The following is a 21,205-nucleotide window of genomic DNA, read 5'->3' on the forward strand; positions in this document are numbered from 1 at the left end:
GGGGGAACCCGCCATGAGTCCTGAGACCGCGACCACGCACCCCGCGCTGGTGCAACGCCTGATGCGAACCATCAAACCCCTGGTGCCCGCCTGGCTGCGCAACTACTACCACGTGCGCCGCGAGCAGCAGCATGACGCGCGCTACGGCGCCAGGCCGCCGGGCGAAGTGTTCTCGGACGTCTACCACAGCAGCCTGTGGGGCGAGGCCGACGAGCCCGGCTTCTTCAGCGGCACCGGCTCGCACGATCCGCGCATCGTCGAGCCCTATGCCGAGGCGGTCACCGCGCTGCTGCGCGAGCTGCCGCGCAAGCCCGACGTGGTCGACCTGGGCTGCGGCGACTTCCATATCGGCAGCCGCATCCGCCCGGCCTGCGGGCGCTACGTGGCCTGCGACGTGGTGGCGCCGCTGATCGCGTCCAACCGCGCGCGCTACGCCCATCTCGACGTGGATTTCCGCTGCCTCGACATTGCCGGCGACGAACTGCCCGCCGGCGACGTGGTGTTCCTGCGCCAGGTGCTGCAGCACCTGGACAACGACAGGATCGCGCGCGTGCTGGCCAAGCTGCACCGCTACCAGGTGCTGGTGCTGACCGAACACCTGCCGCTGGCGCCGGATTTTCCGCCCAACGCCAAGAAGCGGCTGGGGGCTTCGACGCGGCTGGCACGCATGGTGCCGAGCGGCGTGGTGCTGACCGCGCCGCCGTTCAACCTGAAGCCGGTGCACGGCCGCGTGCTGTGCGAGGTGCGCGAAGGCGCGGGCGTGATCCAGACCGTCGCCTACACCCTGCATTGAGACGGCGCCCGCGCGACGCTGCGTGGTGCGGGCCCGCCCCCTGGCGCTCCGGTCTCTGCTGATCCCGACTGATCCCGACTGGTCCCGACTGGTCTCAGCTGGCCTCGGCCTCCGTCGTCGCAGTGGCCGAGGCCGGGGCCAGCGCAGCCAGGTAGATGGCCTCGTACTGGTCCAGCGCGCGTTCCGCCGAGAAATGCCGCACCCACGCCAGCGAGTCGGCCGAGAGCTGGTCGAGCCGCGCCTGCGGCCACGACAGCAGCTCCAGCAGCACGCCCACGTTGCGCCGGGCCCAGGCCTGCGCCTGGCCCGGCTCCATCGGCTCCATCAGCAGCGCCAGCCCGCCGCCGATCTCCTGCATCGGCGCGCGCGCCGTGGTCAGCACCGGGATGCCGCACGCCATGGCCTCGATCACGGGCCAGCCGAAGCCCTCTTCCAGGCTCGGGAACAGCAGCACCGCCGCAAGCGCATAGGCGGCGTGCACGGCCGCGGTGGACATGCCTTCCAGGAAGCGCACCTTGCCGCCCAGCCGCTCCGCGCCGTCGGCCAGCTCGCGCATGGCGGGGGTCGGCTCGGGGCCGATCATCCACAGCGGGCGCGGCGCCGCGGCGGCACCGGTGCCGCCGCCCGCATGGCTGGCCTCGCAATAGGCCAGGTATAGCGCCAGCACGCCTTCGCGGTTCTTGTACCACTGGTTGCCGCCGATATGGACCAGCATGCCGGGCTCGATCTCGTCGATGCTGGCGGCGCGCAGCCGGCGCATGGCAACATCCGGCGCAAGCGGGCGGAACGGGTAGTTGAGGCCGTTGTGCACCACCCGCACGCGCGGCGTCGGCCCCGGATGCAGGCGCAGCAGGTCGTGCGCGGTCTTCTCCGACACCGCGACAAAGTTCCGCCCCAGCCCGATGCCGCGCAGGATCAGCGCCTGGTAGAGCCGCCCGCTGGCCGACAGCTGGCGCCCGGGAAATTCGCCGGCTGCGGTGCGCTGCGCGATGAAGTCGTGGCAGTGGATTACATGCGGGCGCCGGTGCAGCAGCCACATCCACATGCCGAGCGAATGGTCGGTCAGCACCACCAGCGCGCCCGCGCCCTCGCGCCGCAGCCGCCACCACGCCCACGCGGGGAACAGCATGTACTGGTCGACATAGCCGAGCCACTTGCGCAGGCCGGGGCGCGTCGACAGCCGCACCAGCACGGCGGGCGGGGTCCATAGCTGGGCCTCGTGGCCGCGCTCGCGCATGCCCTCGACGATCATGGCCGCGAAGCGGTCCATGCTGTGGCTGCCGAAAAAGACGGGATGACCGAACAGGATGAGCCTCATATTGCTTTTCTTCGCGGATCGATGTGGATGCCCGATGCAGATGTCCGGTACGTTGGGTGGCTCGCAGCCTGCCGCTAGCGCGCGTGCCGTCGGCGCGGCCGGGCGCGCTTGTTCGCGCCCGTCAGCCGCCCCTGCCGCTCCAGGCGCGTGACCGCCATGGTGAAGCCGACAAAGAGAAAGCCCAGCACGTTGGCGGTCAGCTGGCCGATCAGCGACCACGTCAGCAGGCACAGCGTGCTCACCAGCCACAGCAGGATGGCAAAGCAGTTGCCGGTGCGGCGCGCCGCACCGATCGCAAGCCACATGCCGGCCACGCACACGGCGAACTTCAGCGCCACGTACAGGTAGCCCAGCAGGCCGGCCTCCTCGATGGTGCGCCCGGTCTCGGTCTCGGACAGCATGAAGGTAATTTCGCCGCGCTCGAGATAGCTGGCCAGGTTGCTGCCGCGCCCGAGCCCCGCGCCCAGCAGGGTCGGCTTGGCATAGGCCTCGCTCTCGCCCAGGAACATGGTGCCGACGCGGTCGCCAAAGTCTTCGTCTTCGGCGGCGTCGTGGAAGCGCTGCACCGTGCTTTCGACCGACGCGCTGAACACGACCATGCCCACCGCCCCGATCAGCACCGCCACGCCGACCCAGACCAGCACGCGGCGCCTGGTCACGGCACGCCCGAACATCAGGGTGCACAGCGCCGCCACCGCGAACAGGCCCGGCAGCAGCAGCACGGTGGCGCGCGAACCGCTGACCAGCACGCTGACCAGCAGGCTGCCCAGCACCACCAGCGCATACAGCCAGTGCCGCTTGCCGTCGCCGCCGAGCACGTATTGCAGCGCGATCGGCATGGTGATCGCCAGGAAGGTGGTGTAGCCCAGCGTGAACGAGAAGGTGCCGGTGGTGCGCACGATGTCGCCGACCATCATGAAGACCCGGTCTTCGTCACCATCGACCTGCCGGTTCAGGAAGCTGCCGGGCGGCAGGAAGTGCTGCAGCACCACCAGCGGCGCCATCAGCACCATCAGCACCAGCGTGGTCTTGCAGATCGCGGCAACGTCCTCGGGCTCGAGCAGCAGCGCCGCGGCCACGCCGAACCACACGTAGAGCAGCCAGAAGCGCAGCCCGACCAGCATGATGGCAAGCGTGCCGTCGCCGGCGATGGTCTGCACCAGCCCCCACGCCAGCACCAGCGCGCTCCACAGCAGCAGCAGCCGCATCGCCCGCCGCGCCGGCGTGAAGCCGCCATAGCGCATCGCGTAGTAGACGCCATAGACCGCCAGCAGGTCGCGCAGCAGCACCAGCGGCAGGCTCAGCGAACCCGCCACCCACTTGCGCGCCGCGCCTTCCAGCACGGCCACCAGGAACACCAGCAAGAACACGGTGCCGAAGGTGGTGCGGGCCTGCCGGCGGATGCGCGAGCGCGCCGGCGGCGCCAGGGGTGCGGCGGAGTGGCTCAGCATAGCGTCGCGATGGTTGCGACCGCGGCGCGGCGATACCTGGCCCAGGTGTACTTCTCCCCGGCCAGGCTCGCGTACGGGCGCGCCTCGTCCAGGCTGGCGCGCACCGTGGCAAGCTCCAGCATGCGGTCATACAAGGATTGCGCGCTGACCTGGACGACCCAGCCCGCGCGCGGGAATTCCTGCAGGATCTCCTTGGCCCCGACCCGCTCCGACACCAGCGCCGGCGTGCCGCAGGCAAGCGCCTCGGCCACCACCATGCCGAACGAATCGAAGCGCGACGGCAGCACCAGGCAATCGGCATCGGCCAGCTCCTGGTAGAGCGCCGGCTGCGGCAACGCGCCGAGCAGCGTGACGCCCGGAGTCGACGCCAGGGCCGCGGCCAGCCCGGGCTCGGCGCCGCCGCCGGCCACCGCGAGCTCGGCCTCGGGCACGCGCGCGCGCACCATGGCGAAGGCCTGCTGCAGCAGGTCGACCGCCTTGAGCGTGGTCAGGCCGCCGGCATACAGGAAGCGCGTGCCGGCGCGCGTGCGCCGGCGCTGCACGTTGCCCGGCGGGGTGGCGCCGAGCAGGATCGGCCTGAGCTTGGCGCCCGGCACGCCGGCCTGCGCGTAGGTCTGCGCGGCAAACTCGGAACAGGTGATGACCAGGTCCGCCAGCTCCACCTCGCGGTCCTTGCGTGCGTCGATGCAGGCGAGGTACGGGTCAGGCTGCAGGCCCAGCAGCGCCGCCGCCGTGGCGCGATGCACCGCCGGCGCGTCGAGCACGCAGCGCGCGCCAATACGGCGGGCCGCCTCGAAGGTCTGCATCGCCGAGTTCTCGTAGGCCACCACCACGTCGGGGCGCAGCGCCTCGACACGCCGCGCCGCCCACGCATCGAACAGGTGGAACACGCGGTGCGCATAGGCCGACTGCGACATGCCCAGATAGCGGTTGATCCCGATCCGGCGGTGCAGCCCCAGCTTGAGCATGGCCGGGAAGCACAGCGGATGGCGCCGCAAGGCCGCGGGGATGCCGACCTCGCGCACCTTGGCGCCGAGCGCCGGCGGCAGCCACCACGGTACCGGCTCGCCCGGCCCGCGCACCGGCACGCCGGACCAGTACTGGCATAGCAGGCCCTGCTCGTGGAGCGCCTGAGCCATCTGGTGCGAATGCTGCAGGCCGGGGTGGGTGACCAGGACTTTCATGGGCGGCCCCCGTCGACGCTGAGTACCGGCGGCGGCAGCAGCCGCCCGGCGCGGATCGCGCCCGCCAGCTCGCACAGCACCGCGGCACCGAGCCCGGAAGCCAGGCCGGCCTCGAACCAGAGCACGCCCCGCAGCGTGGTCAGGTCCAGCAGGTGGGGCGCGACCAGGCACCAGGCGATCACCACCGGCACCTGCATGTAGTTGAAGTGGTTCAGGCCGCGGTTGGCCAGCAGTTCCCAGGCCACGCCGGCAATGCTGTAGGCGCCGGCGCCCAGGCAGGCGATCAGCAGCTCCGAGGTCAGGCCGGCGTAGTTGGCCCCCACCAGGCGCAGCAGCAGCCCGGGCCACAACCAGGCCAGCAGCACCAGCGTGCCGGCCGGCAGCGAACCCAGCAGCAGCCAGCCCAGGTACTGGCGCAGCACGTGCTCGCGCGCCTGCGCGAAGCGCGGCACGACATAGGCGCCCACCACGATGCTGACCGGCACCAGCAGCTGGCCGATGCGCGACAGCGCGCCGATCGCCGCGGTCTGGCTGACCGCGCCGTAGAACGCGACGATGGCGAAGGCGAACTGCGACTGCAGGCAGAAGAACGCGTCCATGGGAATCTGGCGGCGCGTGATGGCGCGGATCGAACGCTGGTCCTCGGCCACCGGCTCGGCCGCCCGCGCCGGCAGTTCGCGGCGCAGCCAGCGGCGCACGAACGGCACGCGCAGGCCGGCGAAGAGCGTGTTGACCAGGCTGGCGGCCAGCGCGCTCTGCAGCCCCAGCACGTAGACGCCCCATGACAGCAGCAGCCGCGCGCCCGACAGGCCGGCATCGAGCGCCTGCAGCGCAGGCGCGCGGTTGGCGAACAGCAGCACCTGGTCCACCACGCGCGACTGCATGTCGAAATACCACATCGTCAGCAGCGTCAGCAGCAAGGCGGCGATCAACGCCAGCGAGGCATGGTTGCGGTACATCAGCACGCCGGCGATGATCAGCAGCGGCGGCAGCAGGAAGGCCGAGATGCGCTTGCGCTGCGCCAGCGCGGCGCGCGTAGCCTGCGCGGCGCGCTCGCGGTCTGGCCAGGTGCGCCCCAGGATGGCATTCAGCCCGAAATGGATGCCGCCCTTGGTGACGATCGACATGGCGCCGACGATGGCGCCGGTGACGGTATAGATCGCGTAGTCGCCGACGCTGAGCCAGTGCGCCAGCAGCAGGCCGGTGATGGCGCCGAGTCCCTGCGACAGCACCGCGAAGACGAAGATGCGCAGCGCTTTCATGGCGTGCCGCGCGGCGTGGCGCTGGTGGCGGCGGCATCGGCGGTCGGCGCCGGCACCGGCCGCTCGCCCAGGATGTCGAGCAGCCGCTGCGCGCTCTGGCGCACCTCGAAGCGTCGCTGGAAGCAGGCTAGCGCCTGCACCCGCATGCGCGCCTGCGCGCCGGGATCGGCCTGCAGCCACTGGCGCAGGCACGCGCCGGTGCCCTCGGCGGTATCGTCGCCGGCCAGCCCGGCGCCGTCGGCAACGATTTCGCGCCAGATATTGACCTTGTCCGAAATCAGCACCGGCACGCCGCAGCCCAGCGCCTCGGCCACGGCCACGCCAAAGTTCTCCTGGTGCGACGGCAGGGTAAAGACTTCGGCCGCGTGATAGGCGCCCCACTTCAGGTCGCCCGACAGCATGCCGGTCCAGCTGAGCCGCTGCGCCAGCCCCAGGCGTTCGGCCTGGCGCGCCAGCCGCTCGCGCAGCGCCGCCTCCACCGGCCCTGCCAGCACCAGCTGCAGCCGCGGGTCGGCACCGGCCACGCCGGCAAAGGCTTCGACCAGCAGGTCGCAGCCCTTCTTTTCATGGATCCGGCCGAGGAACAGCACGATGCGCTTGCCGCGCAGTGCCGGAAACGCAGTGAAGAACGCCTCGCGCAACGGCACGGCCGCGGTGGGTGGCTGCGCGGTGCCGTACCCGGCCACCAGCTCGCGGCAGCGATAGGGCCAGAACGCGTTGCGCGAACGCCGCTGCTCTTCCTCGCAGGTGAACAGCACCGCGCGCGCGCCGCGCAGCACCCAGTACTCACCCAGCAGCCAGTACAGGCTCTTCTTGACGTGCTTGAGCGGATAGCGTTCGCGGAACCACGGATCGAGCATGCCGTGGGTATAGACAAAGTACGGCACCTCGCTGCCGCGCAGCGCGAGGCAAGTGGCGAGCGCATGGAACTGCCACAGCCCTTCGACCAGCACCGCATCGTAGTCGGCCGCATGGGCGCGCAGCCACGCCAGCATGCCGGGATTGAAGCCGTATTTGGAGGAGGTCGGGCCCAGTGCGACCACGTTCATCTCGCTGGCGCGCACGAACGGGGCGTCGGGGGCATCGCCGCAGCAGACGTCGATCTCGGCGCCGCGTTCGCGCAGCGGCTGGCGCAATTGGCGGATGCCTTCGATGGGCCCGCCCCCGGTGGGGTCGATGGAGGGTATGACGTGCAGCAATCTCATGGTGCAGGGCGATCTCCGGAATCCGCGCGTCGTGCCCGCTGTGTGCCTGGCACTGGTTCCCCGGCTGGCGCCATTGGCAAGCGGGGCCCTACGTCCTCGTGCCCGCAGCATGAGCCAGCGCGCCCGCGGCCTCTGTTCGCTGCCACACACCCGCGCCGGCCAGTGCCGGCGCCGCCGGGCCAATGTGGACCAGCGCACCGAGCCGGCCTCCGCAGCGCACCAGAATGGTCTGCACCGGCGCCATTTGCATGGCGCGCACCTGATCCCTGCCATGCCGATTCCGATCCTGATGTACCACCAGATCGACGCGCCGCCGCCACGCCGCTCGCCCGGGCGCGGGCTGTGGGTGCCGCCCGCGCGCTTTCGCCGCCAGATGCGCCTGATGCACCGGCTTGGCTATCGCGGCCTGAGCATGCGCGACCTGATGCCGTACCTGCACGGCGAGCGCAGCGGCAAGGTGTTCGGCATCACCTTCGACGACGGCTTCCGCAACGTGTTCGAGCACGCCATGCCCGCGCTGGACGCGCTCGGCTTCACCGCCACCAATTACTTTGTCTCGCGCCAGCTGTCGGGCAGCAACGTCTGGGACCGCGACCTGGGCATCCGCCCCGCGGCGCTGATGAGCGTGGCGCAGATGCGCGCATGGCACCAGGGCGGGCACGAGGTCGGCTCGCATACGCTGGACCATGTCGACCTGCGCCGCATGGCGCCGCATGAGGCGCGCCGGCAGATCGCCGCGTCCAAGGACGAGCTGGAACAGTGGCTCGGCGTACCGGTGACCGCCTTCTGCTATCCCTACGGCAGCCAGGATGCCGCGCACCGGGAAATGGTGCGCGCGGCCGGCTACGCCAACGCCACCATCACGGCGCGCGGGCTGGCCCGCGCCAGCGACGACCCGTTCGGCCTGCCCCGCGTCAGCGTCTATTGCGCCACCGGCATGTTCAGCTTCCTGCGCAAATGCCTGACCGCGCACGAAGACCGCTGGCGCGAAGCCTAGCGGCCAGCCTCGGAACCCTGCTGCTCGGGGTTGAACGGTACGGGCTCGCGCGGCTCGCTGGGATGCTGCGTGAAGCGCGCGATGGCCTCGGCATAGCGCTGCGCCACCGCCTTGCGTTCGTGCTCGCGCAGGAACTCGCGCGTGCCGGCTTCGTCCCGGCGCGACGCGCCGCCCAGCACCGCGGCCATGGCCGCGTGTAGCGGCTCGGGCGCCGGCTCCACGACCCAGCCGAAGTCGCCGACCGCTTCGGGCAGGCCGCCGCGCTGGCTGACGATCACTTCGCAGCCCGCCGCCAGGCCTTCCAGCGCGACGATGCCAAACGACTCGTAGCCCAGCGACGGCGCCACCAGGCATCGATGCCGGCCCAGCAGCGCCGCCACGCCGGCGGCGCACTGGCAGCCGGTAAAGTGCACCGCGGCCGCGCAACCAAGTCCGTCGGCCAGCCGTGCCAGGGCTTCGCGCTCGGGCCCGTCGCCAACAATCGTGAGGCGCGCATGCGGCTCGCGCGCGTGCAGGCGCGCGAAGCTGCGCACCAGCAGGTCCACGCCTTTTTCGGACACCAGCCGCCCGACGAAGATGAAGCTTCCCGGCGGCCGCGCGTCGGCGGGCGGCGCCGCCGCGAACAGTTCGTCGCGATAGCCGTTGTGGATCACCAGTGGCTGGCCTGGCAGCCAGCCGGCCAGGTAGTGGCTGACGCAGATGCCGTCGTAGAAGCGCGACAGCCAGCGCTTGATCGGACCGGTCCAGGTGCCGCGCTTGTGGCCATGGACCACGTAGGGGCCGTGGTGCGTCAGCACGATGCGACGGCGCAGCGCGCTGGCCAGCATCACGTCGTAAAAAGTCAGGCCGACGAACAGCACGCGCCGGTGGCGCAGCATGGCGCGCGCCAGCTGCAGCTTGCCGCGGACCCGGGTCACGGTGAACGGGAAGGTCGTGGCGTCGCCCGGCGCGGCCGGCGTGCGCGTGGCCACTTCGACCGGATAGCCCAGCTCCGTCAGCCCGCTCGCCAACTCCTCGGCAAAGCGCTCCATGCCGCCGATCAACGGATGGAAGGGGGCGCTGTAGATCAGGATGCTGGGCAGCGGCGCAGGGGTCTCGCGCAGCTGCGAGGGATGCATCATCGCGTCATGGCTCCGGTCGCACCGCGTGCAAGCAGATCTGTGCACACGGCGTCCTGCCTGCAGCATGCGCCAGCACCGGGTGCCGCTCCGTGCGCTGGCGCACCTGTGTGGAGCGTGATGGCGGCCGCGGCAAGTAGCGGAGCCTCTCGCCCGGCTTCTGTGGCGCGGCGCACCGATACACGGCACGGCTTCGCGCGAGCATCGCCGCAATGTCCGCCGTCCCGGAAACGCTCCGTATGATCATTCAGCACACCCACCGCACCTCCGGCCCTTCGTTTTCGCTGTCCAACCGCGTGCGTCGGCAGCTATGGAACTGGGTATGGCTGTGGCTGTTCCGCCCCAGCCTGCGCCCGATGCATGCCTGGCGCGCCGCACTGCTGCGGCTGTTCGGCGCCCGCCTCGGCCGCGATGCGCGGGTCTACCCCGCGGCACGGATCTGGGCGCCGTGGAACCTGGTGATGGGCGAGCACACCGCCGTCGCCGACGGCGTGACCCTCTACAACATCAGTCCGATCACGCTCGGCGACTACGCCATCGTGTCACAAGGCTCGCACCTGTGCACGGGCTCGCACGATTACAACAGCGAAACCTTCCAGCTGATTGCGTCGCCGATCACGCTGGAACGCCATGTGTGGGTGTGCGCCGAAGCGTTCATCTCGCCAGGCGTGACCTTGCCCGAAGGCGCGGTGATTGCGCCGCGCACGGTGGTCACCAAACCGCTGCACGAGGCGTGGACGGTGTATGGCGGAACGCCCGCGCGGCCCATCGGCCAGCGCCGTCCGCAGCCATGAGCCAGGCGTCGGACAACATGCCCGCGTCGCATTCGACCAGTGCGCGCCAGGCCACCCAAGGCGCCCATGGCAGTGTGCGAGAACGCACCGATTCACGCTACCCGCCGCCCTAGGCTGGGAGCATCAGGGGCCTGCCGTCCCGGCGCGGGCCCAGCCAAATACGCAGGAGCAATGTCGTGGAAACCAGTCAATGCCGCACCGCTTGCCCTACCGATCGCACCCGCCGCTCGCGCCGGCGCTCGCTGCCAGCCCTGTGCGCGCTCGGCGCCGTCCTGCTGCTGGGCGGCTGCGCCGCGTCGCCGGGGATGCACTTCAGCCCGACCGCGAACGTCGACGCCGTCGGGCCGGACGCCAAGCCGGACATCACCCCCATCACCATGGACCTGGTGCGCGACCTGCGCGCCAAGAGCAAGCCCACCAATGACCGCGTCGAAGAACTGTTCGCCACGCCCAAGCCCTATGTGATCGGCCCCGGCGACATCATCTCGGTGGTGGTGTGGGACCACCCGGAACTGGTGTTCCCGACGCAGACCTACAGCATCGGCGCGGGCTTCGAGGTCCCCGCGTCCACCGGCGGCTCCAACATGCCCGGTTATGTGGTCAGCCCCAATGGCGACATCCAGTTCCCGTATGCCGGCGTGATGAAGGTCTCCGGCAAGACCGCCAACCAGGTGCGCGACGAAATGGCGCGCGTGCTCTCGCGCGTGGTGCGCAATCCGCAGATGACGGTGCGCGTGCTGGGCTTCCGCAGCCAGCGCGTCTATGTCGACGGCGAAGTGCGCACGCCCGGCATGCTCGCCATCGACGACGCCCCGATGACGCTGGTCGAGGCGCTCAACCGCGCCGGCGGCGTGCTCAACAACACCGGCGACAACAGCCGCGTGCGCGTGACCCGCGGCGAGCGCAGCTGGTACGTGAACATCCCCGCGCTGCTGGCCAGAGGCGTCGACCCGTCACGCATCCTGCTGCGCTCGGGCGACATCGTGCGCGTCGAGCAGCGCGAAGACAGCAAGGTCTTCGTCACCGGGGAAGTGGTCAGGCCGACCTCGCTGCTGATGCGCAACGGGCGCATGACGCTGAACGAGGCGCTCGGCGACGCCGGCGGCGTGAACCCCAACTCCGCCAACGCCGAGCAGATCTACGTGATCCGCAAGACCGCCAGCGATGCGCCGAAGGTGTTCCACCTCGACGGCACCTCGCCAGTGGCGCTGGCGATTGCCGAAGGCTTCGAGCTGGAGCCCAAGGACGTGGTCTACGTGGATGCCCGCGAAGTGGTGCGGTGGAGCCGCGTCATGACCCTGGTGGTGAGCCCGCTGGTGGGCGTCAACAGTCTCGCTACCCGACCTTGAGCCATGCTGCCGGCGCCGACCCTGATTTCCGATGAAGCCGCGATGATTCGCTCGATCCTGGTGGTGTGCCTGGGCAACCGCTGCCGCAGTCCGATGGCCGCCGACCTGCTGCGCCAGGCCTTGCCCGACTGCCGCATCGGTTCCGCGGGGCTGGCGCCGCCGGTCGGCGCCGGCGCCGATCCGCGCGTGATCCGGCTGCTGGCCAAGGACGGGCTGGACCTGGCCGCGCACCGCGCGCGCGAACTCGATGACGACATGGTCGACGACGCGGACCTGGTGCTGGTGATGGACAGCGAGCAGCGCGAATGGCTGGAGCAGCGCTACCCGCGCGCGCGCGGCAAGACCTTCCGCCTGTGCGAGGCCGCGCAGGCGGATATTCCCGATCCCTACGGCGGCTCGCAGGCGATGTTCCTGATCGTGCTGGGGTTGATCCGCGAGGGCGTGCAGGCATGGGCGGCACAGATTCAATCCGAAGCACAGGCAACCCGCTACGGGGAGGCAACATGAGCAACATCAAGAACCTGCGTGACTACGAGGCCCAGGCTCCCGAAGGCGACGAGCAGTCGTCGGACCTGACTTCGTATGTCGACGTGCTGATCCGTTACCGCTGGACCTTCCTCGCGGTCGCCGCGGCGGTGATGGCCGTGGGCCTGCTGTTCGCGTTGCTGTCCAAGCCGGTCTACCGCGCCGACATCCTGGTGCAGGTAGAGGACCAGAACGCCGGCAACGTCAACAATACCAACAAGCCCACCGCCACGGTGTCGCCGGTATACGACGCCAGGCCCGCCCCTTCCACCGAGATCGAGCTGCTGCGCTCGCGCATGGTGGTGGGCAAGGCGGTCGACGCGCTGCAACTGGACATATCCGCGTCGCCGTACTATTTCCCGGTGATCGGCGGGGCCGTGGCCGGCTTTAACCGCGAGCTGTCGCAGCCGGGGCTGTTCGGCCGGGGCGGCTATGCGTGGGGCAGCGAAGCGATCACGGTATCGCGCCTGGAGGTGCCGCCCGCGATGGAGCGCCGGCTGATCACGGTGACCGCGCAGGGCAATGACAAGTACCGGCTGGCCTTCGCCAGCGACGATGTCGTGGCCGAAGGCCGCGTCGGCGTGCCGTTGACGGTGGCGACCCGCAGCGGCAAGGTCACGATCGAGCTGAGCCAGCTCGAAGGCCGCCCCGGCGCGGTGTTCCATGTCTCGCGCGTGCCGCGCGCGGTGGCCATTGCCGACCTGCAGAGCCAGCTGATGATCACCGAGCGCGGCAAGCAGAGCGGCGTGATCGGCGTGGCGCTGGAGGGCACTTCGGCAGAAAAGACCGCCGCCATCCTGAACGAGATCGGCAACGAGTATGTCGAGCAGAACCTGCGCCGCAAGGCCGCCGAGGCCGAGAAGTCGCTGGCCTTCCTGGAAGCGCAGCTGCCGCAGCTCAAGCAGCAGCTGGAAAGCGCCGAGTCGCGCTACAACGCCATGCGCAACCAGCGCGGCACCATCGACCTGAACGAAGAATCCCGGCTGGTGCTGGCGCAGTCCGTGGCTGCCCAGACCAAGCTGGCGGACCTGCGCCAGCGGCGCCAGGAACTGATTGCGCGCTTCACGCCCAACCATCCGGCAATCGAGATCATGGACAAGCAGATCGCCGACGTGAACGCCGAGATCGGCACCGTCGGCGGCAAGATCCAGCGCCTGCCGGATATCGAGCAGAACGTGCTGCGGCTGATGCGCGACGTCCGGGTCAGCACCGAGATGTACCAGTCGCTGCTGAACGACGTGCAGCAGCTCAGGCTGGTCAAGGCCAGCAAGATCGGCACGGCGCGCCTGGTGGACCCGGCCGAGGTGCCGATCCGCCCGGTCAAGCCCAACCGCAAGCTGATCGCCGCGGCCTCGGTGTTGCTGGGCCTGCTGGCCGGCACGGCGGTGGTGGTGCTGCGCCGGCTGTTCGATGGCGGCGTCGCCGACGCGGACGAGATCGAGCGCGAGACCGGCATGACGGTGTACGCGACGGTGCCCTACAGCGCGGAGCAGTCGCGCCTGCGCGGCGGGCGCGATATCGACAAGCTGCTCGCCCGGCGCATGCCGGACGACCCGGCGGTGGAAAGCCTGCGCAGCTTCCGCACCTCGCTGCAGTTCGCGCTGCTCAACAGCGACAGCAACAACGTGGTGGTGATCACCGGGCCGGCGCCCGAAGTCGGCAAGTCCTTCATCTCGGCCAACTTCGCCACGGTGCTGGCCACCGCCGGCCGTCGCGTGGTGCTGGTCGACGCCGACCTGCGCCGCGGCGGGCTCAACCACCATTTCGGCAAGCCGCGCGTGCCGGGACTGACCGAGCTGCTGACCGGCACGCCGCTGGAGCAGGTGCTGCAGCGCGACGTGGTGCCGGGACTCGACTTCATCGCCACCGGCTCGGAACCGCCGCTGGCTGCCGACCTGCTGCAGACGCGCGGCATGGATACGCTGCTGGCCACGCTCAGGAACCGCTACGACGTGGTGCTGCTCGACACGCCGCCGGTGCTGGCAACGTCCGACGCCGGCGTGCTGGCGACCAAGGCGGGGGCGGTGTTCCTGGTGGCACGGGCCGATGCCAGTACCGCATCAGAACTCAAGGCCACGCGGCGCGCGATCGTGCAGGCGGGGAGTGATATCAAGGGGGTGATATTCAATGGCCTGAAGGTGGAGGGGCGGTGGTATCGGGCGCATTATCACTTTGGGAAGTATCGGTATATGAATCAGTATGGGGGGGCTAGTTCTAAGAGGGCATGAGGTTGTTGTTGTTGTTGGGGCCTGTTGGGCTGGTCGCTGTTGGTGACATGCTGTCGGCTGTTGAACCGCGTGGTTCCGCCCTGCTGGGCGGGTCACTTTTTGGCCGAGCGCCAAAAAGTAACCAAAAAGCGCGTTTACTGCCCTGCGGGCGGCATGTCTTATCGTAGTGTGCCTGGGGGTTTTCGTACGGGGCTGTGTTTCCTCGCATAGCGGGACTGCCTGCCGCGGGGGGCACCACCGTGGGTGGGGCGTTGGAATGATGGTTGAACGAGCCCAGAGCGCGGAGTGGTCCCTGCTGCTGGCCTTGTCGTAGGAACGCCTTCGGCTGCGCTGCGCGCCGGCCCTATCGCAGAGCTTGGGCACCGGCACTGGACGCGTCGCTGCGCTCGCTCGGCGCTGCAGGGACCACGCCCGTCGGATTCTGAATTCCGTCAGCCACGTGCAACCGGCGTAATCCTTCTGCAGGCGTCCCGGGTTGATGTTGGCGGCTGGCCTGCACACAGCACGGGAATCGGAATCACGTGCGCGCACCGCATGGGCCAAGCGAGCGCAGCGATGCGTCCAGTGCCAGGGCCCACGCCGCGCGATAGGGCCGGCGCGAAGCGCAGCCGTAGGCGTTCCTACGGGAAGGCCCGCAGCAGGGACCACCCACCGCTCTGGGCTCGTTCAACCAACACTTCAACGCCCCTGTCACCGTGGTGCACCCCTGCGGCAGGCAGTCCAGCTATGCGAGGAAGCCCAGCCCCGTACGAAAGCCCCCGGGCACACTACGATAAGACATGCCGCCCGCAGGGCAGTAAACGCGCTTTTTGGTTACTTTTTGGCGCTCGGCCAAAAAGTGACCCGCCCAGCAGGGCGGAACCAGGCGGCCCAAAAGCCGACAGCATGTCACCAACAGCGCCCAACCAAAAACCCCCTCAACACACCTTAACCCCCCGCAACAACCCCTCCCCCACCGCCTCCATCGCCCCCAATCTCGCCACCACATGCTTGACCACCTGGTCACAAAAAACCTGCCTCCCCCCCGCCAGAAACAACGCATGGTCCATACACGCATGCCGATGCACGGTGATATGCGTGAACGCCGCCAGCGCTTCCAGATCCCTGCCAAAGCGCAGCTGAGCCTCATCGAGCCCCATGTCCTCGGACCCGTACAGCATGTCCGTCCGCACCCCGCGCTCATTCAGGCTCCGCATCGCGGCCCGTGCGTAAGCCGTGGCTGACGCCAGGTCTTCGCCACCGCGCAGCCGCGTCAAGCGGAACGCCACGCGTTCGGTGGCGTGCCGGTATGCATGGCGCGCCATGGCCGCGGCGAGCGGGGCGATCCGCACCTGCCCCTGCAATACCCGCTGCCAGTTGCCGCCGCGGCGCGCGGCCGAGAGCCAGCCTTGCCACGAGCGTGCGCCCTTGCCCGCGCTCCGGTCGTCGGCGCGGTCCCAGCGGAATTTCACCAGGTTGGCGAGCACCAGGCCGTTCACGCCGGGGTTGGCCAGCGCGGCGTGCAGGCTCAGGAACGCGCCCGAGCAAACCCCCGCCAGCACGATGCAACGGAAGCCGCGCGCGCGCATCCAGTCGACCGCGGCGCTTACGTCCGCGCGCGGCCCCGGCGAGTAGATCTTGGAAATGCTCATGCTGCGTGGCGCGCGTGGGCTGTCGCCGAGCGCGGACACGTCCAGCCGCAGCGACACCACGCCCAGTCTTGCCAGCCGTCGCGACAGCGTGACGAACATGCGGCCATCGCCGACATGGTGGTTGCCGCCGGTATTCGGGAAGATCACAGCGACCGGCGCGGGCGCCTCGTCGCGCGGCATGCACAGGATGCCGAACTGGCGCCGCGCGCCGAGCCAGACCGACTCTTCGATCACGCCATCGACCGCCACGCGCAGCGACGCAGCACCGGGCAGGTGCCGGCGCGCCGCCGGCAATGCGGCCGACAGCCCGGCCACTGCGGGTATCGGCGCCAGCCACTGCACCAGCTGCCGCCACGTCTGCGCCGGCACCCCGGCAAACTCGGCCGATTGCATCATGTCGGCGTAGTCGGGAAACGGGGCCGCATCGACCTTCGCGCCGCCATCGGTGTAGTACTGCGCCAGCGCGCCGGCCGCGGAGGCGGAGCCCGGCCAGGGGTCGAGCACCAGCACGCGCGGCGCGGGGCAGTTGGCGCCGCGGTCGAGCCGCAGCGCCTCGAGGTCGCGCACGGTGTCGGCGCTGAAGCGGAAGGCCAGCACGTCGAGCGCGCCGGCCGGCGGCGGTGGCGGCGTCTCGGTCGGCCCAACGCTGTTGAGCCAGTTCAGATGCAGCGCGCGCAGCTCGCGCAGGTAGGTGCGGCCATTGACCACGGGCGCGAGCAGCACCAGCGCGGCAACGCCGCCCTGCCATGCCGGATGCGAGCGCATCGCCTCGGCGGCCTGCACCGCGAGGCTGGCACCGGCGCGCAGCCCGCACAGCACGATGTGCTCCACGCCGGCCAGCGCGCGCAGCTGCGCGGCCGCGGCGACGATGCTCGAGGCGGCGCGGCCGAGGAAATGCGCGGCCTCGCAGGCGCCGGCGGAATCGCCGGTGCAGGGATAATCAAAGCGCAGCACCGGCATGCCGGCCGCGGCGAGATCGTCGGCAAGATGCCGCCATGCCCGGTGCGACCACATTGCCTCGTGGCCCAGCGGGGCGCACAGTACCACCCCGGTCTTTCCTTGTGCCTCGTGCAGCCAGCCGGCACAGCCTTCAAACATAAGCCGCCTCATGTCGCCTCCTGGCGAGCGGATGGTCAGCCGCCGAGCCGCTGGAGCCAGACCCGCCTTTGCACGCAGAAACGGGTACGCCCAGGCGGCGCTGCCCGCTTCCGCGTCCCCCTTATTCTTTTTTCTCTTCGCGGTGCAGCGCCTGCCCGATCCGGCGCGAAATCGGTGCCGTCGCCGGCATGCCAAGGTAAGGATTCACGCTGTTGAACTCGGCCCGGTTGCTGCGCTTGGCAATCACACAGTTGAGGATGCCGCCCAGCAGGCGCGCATCGGCCCGTTGCAGACGCTTGAGCGTTTCATCGACCTGGCCGGGCAGCGTCGTATCGGCACGCAGCACCACCAGGGTCGAACCGGCCAGGTTCGCGACCAGGCTGGCGTCGGCCACCGCAAGCACCGGTGGCGTGTCGATCAGCACCAGGTCGAAGCGGGCCGCGCACTGGCGCAGCGCTTCGGCCATGCCCGGGCGCATCAGCAGTTCGGAAGGATTCGGCGGCGGCAAACCCGCCGGCAGGATCGACAGGCCGTTGACCACCGTCGGCCGCACCGCGGCGGACAGCGGCACATGCCCGGTCAGCAGTTCGGCCAGCCCGGATTCGGCGGGCTGATCGAACCAGCTCGCCACGCGGCCGCGGCGCAGGTCGGCATCGATCAGCAGCACGCGCTGGCCGGCTTCTGCGAACAGCACGGCCAGGTTGACCGATGCAAAGGTCTTGCCCGCGCCAGGGGCCGGGCTGGTAACGGCGATGACATGGTCGGGCGCGCTGCGCAGCGCGAAATGCACCGCGGCGCGGATATTGCGCAGCCCTTCCACCGCCAGCGAGTGCGGCGCGTTGCGCGCCAGCAGGAACTGGTCGTGCAGGCCCAGCCGCAGCATCCGCTCGGCGCTGTCGTCATCCTCCAGGTCTGACACGTCGATCACCGCGCTCGACGGCCGCGGCCGCTCCAGGCGCGCCGACGGCGGTGCGGCGTAGCCCGCGGCCACGCCCAGCAAAGCCTTGGCCGACACCATGCGCTCGAGCGCGGCCTGTTCGCGGCTGAAGGCAATGTCGCCCAGCATGGTGATGCCGAGCTTGTCCTCGGCGTCATTGGCGCTGGCCACGGTGGGCCGCACGCGCTGGCGCAGCGTCAGCGCCCCGACCGCCAGCAGCATGCCCAGCACGCCGCCGCCCGCGGCCGGCGTCCATGGCCCCAGCCCGACCGGCACGGTGGGCGTGAGCGCATTGTCGACGATGCGCACCTGCCCGGTGCGGTCGAGCTGCGCCAGCGACAGCTGCTCGACCTTGTTGCGCAGCGTCATGTACATGTCCTCGGCCACCTTGACGTCGCGCGTCAGCGCCACGGATTCACGCTCGGACGCCGACAGGTTCTGCATGCGCGCGTCCATCTCCTGGCGCTCGCGCGTGAGCTGCTGGATCTGGCTGTCGACGGTGCGGACCTCGTTGGCTTCGGTGGTGAAGCGCTGCAGCAGCTTGGTGCGCTCCAGCCGCAGCAGCGCGATCTGGCGCTGGTACTCCATGCTGCCGTTCAGGTAGGACTGCACGTCCTGGCTCGGCGCCAGCGAGCCCGAGCGCGAGCGGTAGCGTGTCAGCGCGCTCTCGGCGCGCTCGAGCTCGGCCTTCACGCGCGGCAGTTCGCCCGACAGGAAGGCCAGCGTCGCCGCGGTGTCGTCCTGGCGCTGCTCGGCCTGGCCCTTGATATAGGAATCGGCAATGCCGTTGACCAGCGCGGCCGCGGTGGCCGGGTCGCGGTTCTGCCAGCTGATGCGCAGCGTGGTGGCTTCGCTCGATTCGCTGTCGACGCGCAGTTCGCGCGTGACGGCATCGACTGTCAGCGTCAGGTCGCGCCGCGTGACCAGGAAGCGCGTGCCCGGGCGCGCCTCGATCCGCCCCACCAGCATCGAGATGCCACCGGCCTCGGCCACCTGGCCGGCGCGGCCCTCGACCTGCACCTCCGGCCCGCTCAGCCGGAAGCCGTTGTCGGGCAGGATCTCCAGGGTCAGGGGCACGTTGAGCAGGCGTGCCGGCACGTTCAGGCGCTCCACCGCCACCCGCTCGCCGCCCCACGCATAGCCCAGCTCCGCCGGCCACGGCCCGCGCAGCTTGCCGGGCTCGGCGAAATGGTTGACCAGGCTGCCCAGCAGCGGCGCGCGCAGCGGCTGGATCTCGATGTCCAGGTGCAGGCGCTCGACCACCGGGCCGACCACGGCGCGGCTCTTCAGCATGCCCAGGTCGAGCTGCGGCGTGGCCGTGCGGCCGGCGGCGTCGCGGGTCTGCAGCTGCACCAGCGACTTGGCGCGATACAGGTCAGGGGTGGAGAGCCACGCCAGCCAGGCAAGGGCCGCGCCGGTCAGCCCGGCGGCAAGGATCCAGCCTGCGTGGTCCAGCAGCACGCGTGCGTTGGCGCCGCTGCGCGGCGACACCTGGTCGGGTACCGGTACGGCTCCGGCAAATGACATTCTGCTCACGACATCTCTCCCGCCACACGCTGCCTCACGCCAATCACGCAGCAACCGGTGCGTGCCCGCGCGCCTGCCGGCGCCCGGGCGCATGCACTGGCCGCCGACCCCTTACTTGCGCCCGTAGTTGTCTTCGAACCTCACGATGTCGTCCTCGCCCAGGTAGGCGCCCGACTGCACCTCGATGATCTCCAGCGGCGTCTTGCCCGGGTTCTCGAGCCGGTGCAGCGTGCCGATGGGGATATAGGTCGACTGGTTTTCCGAAAGAATGCTGATGTTGTCGCCGCAGGTCACGCGCGCGGTGCCGCGCACCACCACCCAGTGCTCGGCGCGGTGGTAGTGCATCTGCAGCGACAGGCTGGCGCCGGGCTCGACCACGATGCGCTTGACCTGGAAGCGGTCGCCGCGGTCGATCGAGTCATAGCAGCCCCACGGCCGGCGCACCTTGCGATGGTTCACCACTTCATTGCCATGCTCGGAACGGATACGCTGGACGATGTTCTTCACGTCCTGCACGTGGGCCTTGTCCACCACCAGCACCGCGTCGGCGGTTTCGACCACCACCACGTCCTGCACCCCGACGCACGCGATCAGGCGGCCTTCGGAATGCGCCAGGCAAGAGCTCGCGCCATCGAACAGCACGCGTCCGCGCCCGGCATTGCCGCTGGCGTCCTTGGGCGCGATATCCCAGATCGCCGCCCATGAGCCGACGTCGGACCAGCCGGCGTCCAGCGGCACCAGCATGCCGGCGATATCCGGCAGGGTCTCGAGCTTCTCCATCACGGCGTAGTCGATCGAGTCGGACGGGCACGCGTGGAACGCTTCCTTGCCCAGGCACAGCACCTCGCCGGCGCAGGCGGCGTGTTCGCTTGCCGCGTAGGCGGCGCGGCATTGACGCGCCATCTCGGGCTGCAGCTCGGCCACCGCGCGCAGCCACACCGAGGCGCGCACCACGAAGATGCCGCTGTTCCACCAGAACTCGCCGGACTCGACATAGTGCTTGGCCAGCTCCAGATGCGGCTTCTCGACGAAGCGGTCCAGCATGAAGGCGCCCTGGTCGGCGCCGCCGGCCGCGCGGATGTAGCCGAAGCCGGTCTCGGGCGCCACCGGCTTCACGCCGAGCGTGACGATGGCACCGTGGTCGGCATGCTGGATCGCCGTGGCGATGGCCTCGCGGAACGACGCGACGTCGGCCACGCTATGGTCGGCCGGCGTCACTACCAGCACCGCATCGCCACCCTCGCCGGCAGCCGCCAGCGCATGCAGCGCGGCCACCGTCAGCGCCGGCGCGGTATTGCGCCCGCACGGCTCGGACAGCACGCGCGCCGGCTTGCCGGCGCGCTTCATCATGTCGGTGATCATGAAGCGGTGCTCTTCGCCGCAGACGACGATCTGCGCCGCTTCCATGCCGTCGGGACGGCCCGCGAGCGCGGCCACGCCGGCGAGGCGGTTGGCCGTGGCTTCCAGCAGCGTGTCTTCGGCGATCAGGTTCAGCAGCTGCTTGGGGAACTGCTCGCGCGACAGCGGCCACAGGCGCGTACCGGCGCCGCCGGCGAGGATCACGGGCTGCACCACCGGCAACGCGGCACAATGCGCCGCCCTGTCGCCCAGCCCTTGCAGCGCTGCATGGATTTCGCCGTTGACCGGCGGCGGCGTCTGGTTCTCTTCCCGGGTCCGAATTCGCATCATGCCTCCTGGCGTGTCGGCTGTTCCAAGTTTCCCGCGCGTTGCGCCCGGCCCTGCGCAACCACCGCGGCGGTCTCGCAGAAACGGGTACGCCCGGCAGCG

General features: G+C 70.1%; 15 protein-coding genes. 6 read left to right on the top strand and 9 right to left on the bottom strand.

Annotated elements, in window-relative coordinates; all coding sequences use genetic code 11:
* The first annotated feature begins 13 nt into the window (after positions 1–13).
* Positions 14–793, top strand: coding sequence for a class I SAM-dependent methyltransferase (locus AC3FMM_RS20500; protein WP_414249209.1), 780 nt, complete (start codon positions 14–16; stop codon positions 791–793).
* Positions 794–887: 94 nt separating this feature from the next.
* On the opposite strand, the gene AC3FMM_RS20505 is transcribed toward AC3FMM_RS20500, so the two are convergent.
* The 5 genes from AC3FMM_RS20505 to AC3FMM_RS20525 all read right to left on the bottom strand — a co-directional run bounded on the left by AC3FMM_RS20505 (position 888) and on the right by AC3FMM_RS20525 (position 7,213).
* Positions 888–2,111, bottom strand: a complete 1,224-nt coding sequence (locus tag AC3FMM_RS20505; protein WP_115711805.1) for a glycosyltransferase — start codon at positions 2,109–2,111, stop codon at positions 888–890.
* 74 nt (positions 2,112–2,185) lie between these two features.
* Entirely contained in the window at positions 2,186–3,562 is a 1,377-nt protein-coding gene (locus AC3FMM_RS20510; protein WP_115711804.1) for a hypothetical protein, read from the bottom strand.
* On the bottom strand, positions 3,556–4,746 hold the full coding sequence (locus tag AC3FMM_RS20515; protein ID WP_488687373.1) for a glycosyltransferase: 1,191 nt from the start codon (positions 4,744–4,746) through the stop codon (positions 3,556–3,558). Before AC3FMM_RS20515 ends, AC3FMM_RS20510 begins: the two co-directional genes overlap by 7 nt.
* The gene (locus AC3FMM_RS20520; RefSeq protein ID WP_115711801.1) at positions 4,743–6,008 is read right to left on the bottom strand and encodes a hypothetical protein; all 1,266 of its coding nucleotides are present in this window, start codon (positions 6,006–6,008) and stop codon (positions 4,743–4,745) included. The genes AC3FMM_RS20515 and AC3FMM_RS20520 overlap by 4 nt, the downstream gene beginning before the upstream one ends.
* Entirely contained in the window at positions 6,005–7,213 is a 1,209-nt protein-coding gene (locus AC3FMM_RS20525) for a glycosyltransferase (protein ID WP_488687374.1), read from the bottom strand. Before AC3FMM_RS20525 ends, AC3FMM_RS20520 begins: the two co-directional genes overlap by 4 nt.
* Before the next feature lie 271 nt (positions 7,214–7,484).
* Here AC3FMM_RS20525 and AC3FMM_RS20530 point away from each other — a divergent pair, with 271 nt between their 5' ends.
* Positions 7,485–8,210 (top strand): polysaccharide deacetylase family protein, encoded by a 726-nt coding sequence (locus tag AC3FMM_RS20530; protein ID WP_115714174.1) that lies wholly within the window; start codon positions 7,485–7,487, stop codon positions 8,208–8,210.
* On the opposite strand, the gene AC3FMM_RS20535 is transcribed toward AC3FMM_RS20530, so the two are convergent.
* Positions 8,207–9,331: a glycosyltransferase family 4 protein gene (locus AC3FMM_RS20535; protein WP_488687375.1), complete on the bottom strand. Its 1,125-nt coding sequence runs from the start codon at positions 9,329–9,331 to the stop codon at positions 8,207–8,209. The genes AC3FMM_RS20530 and AC3FMM_RS20535 overlap by 4 nt on opposite strands.
* Before the next feature lie 236 nt (positions 9,332–9,567).
* Here AC3FMM_RS20535 and AC3FMM_RS20540 point away from each other — a divergent pair, with 236 nt between their 5' ends.
* The 4 genes from AC3FMM_RS20540 (at position 9,568) to AC3FMM_RS20555 (ending at position 14,224) form a co-directional block, all read left to right on the top strand.
* Positions 9,568–10,122 carry an LbetaH domain-containing protein gene (locus tag AC3FMM_RS20540; protein ID WP_115711798.1) on the top strand — a complete coding sequence of 185 codons (555 nt, stop codon included), beginning with the start codon at positions 9,568–9,570 and terminating at the stop codon, positions 10,120–10,122.
* A gap of 176 nt (positions 10,123–10,298) precedes the next feature.
* A complete protein-coding gene (locus tag AC3FMM_RS20545; protein ID WP_172581800.1) occupies positions 10,299–11,471 on the top strand; it encodes a polysaccharide biosynthesis/export family protein in 1,173 nt (390 codons plus the stop codon).
* Positions 11,472–11,474: 3 nt separating this feature from the next.
* Complete coding sequence (locus AC3FMM_RS20550; RefSeq protein WP_115682084.1) at positions 11,475–11,978, top strand: arsenate reductase/protein-tyrosine-phosphatase family protein; 504 nt, start codon at positions 11,475–11,477, stop codon at positions 11,976–11,978.
* Positions 11,975–14,224, top strand: coding sequence for a polysaccharide biosynthesis tyrosine autokinase (locus AC3FMM_RS20555; protein WP_116313723.1), 2,250 nt, complete (start codon positions 11,975–11,977; stop codon positions 14,222–14,224). The genes AC3FMM_RS20550 and AC3FMM_RS20555 overlap by 4 nt, the downstream gene beginning before the upstream one ends.
* 917 nt (positions 14,225–15,141) lie before the next feature.
* Here the strand turns inward: AC3FMM_RS20555 and AC3FMM_RS20560 are convergent.
* The 3 genes from AC3FMM_RS20560 to AC3FMM_RS20570 form a co-directional block, all read right to left on the bottom strand.
* Positions 15,142–16,953 (bottom strand): alpha/beta hydrolase, encoded by a 1,812-nt coding sequence (locus tag AC3FMM_RS20560; protein WP_488687376.1) that lies wholly within the window; start codon positions 16,951–16,953, stop codon positions 15,142–15,144.
* 121 nt (positions 16,954–17,074) lie between these two features.
* A complete protein-coding gene (locus AC3FMM_RS20565; protein ID WP_115711787.1) occupies positions 17,075–19,417 on the bottom strand; it encodes a polysaccharide biosynthesis tyrosine autokinase in 2,343 nt (780 codons plus the stop codon).
* A gap of 111 nt (positions 19,418–19,528) precedes the next feature.
* Positions 19,529–21,106, bottom strand: a complete 1,578-nt coding sequence (locus AC3FMM_RS20570) for a mannose-1-phosphate guanylyltransferase/mannose-6-phosphate isomerase (protein ID WP_116313726.1) — start codon at positions 21,104–21,106, stop codon at positions 19,529–19,531.
* Positions 21,107–21,205: the final 99 nt, after the last annotated feature.

The organism is Cupriavidus sp. 207A1 (assembly GCF_057798955.1).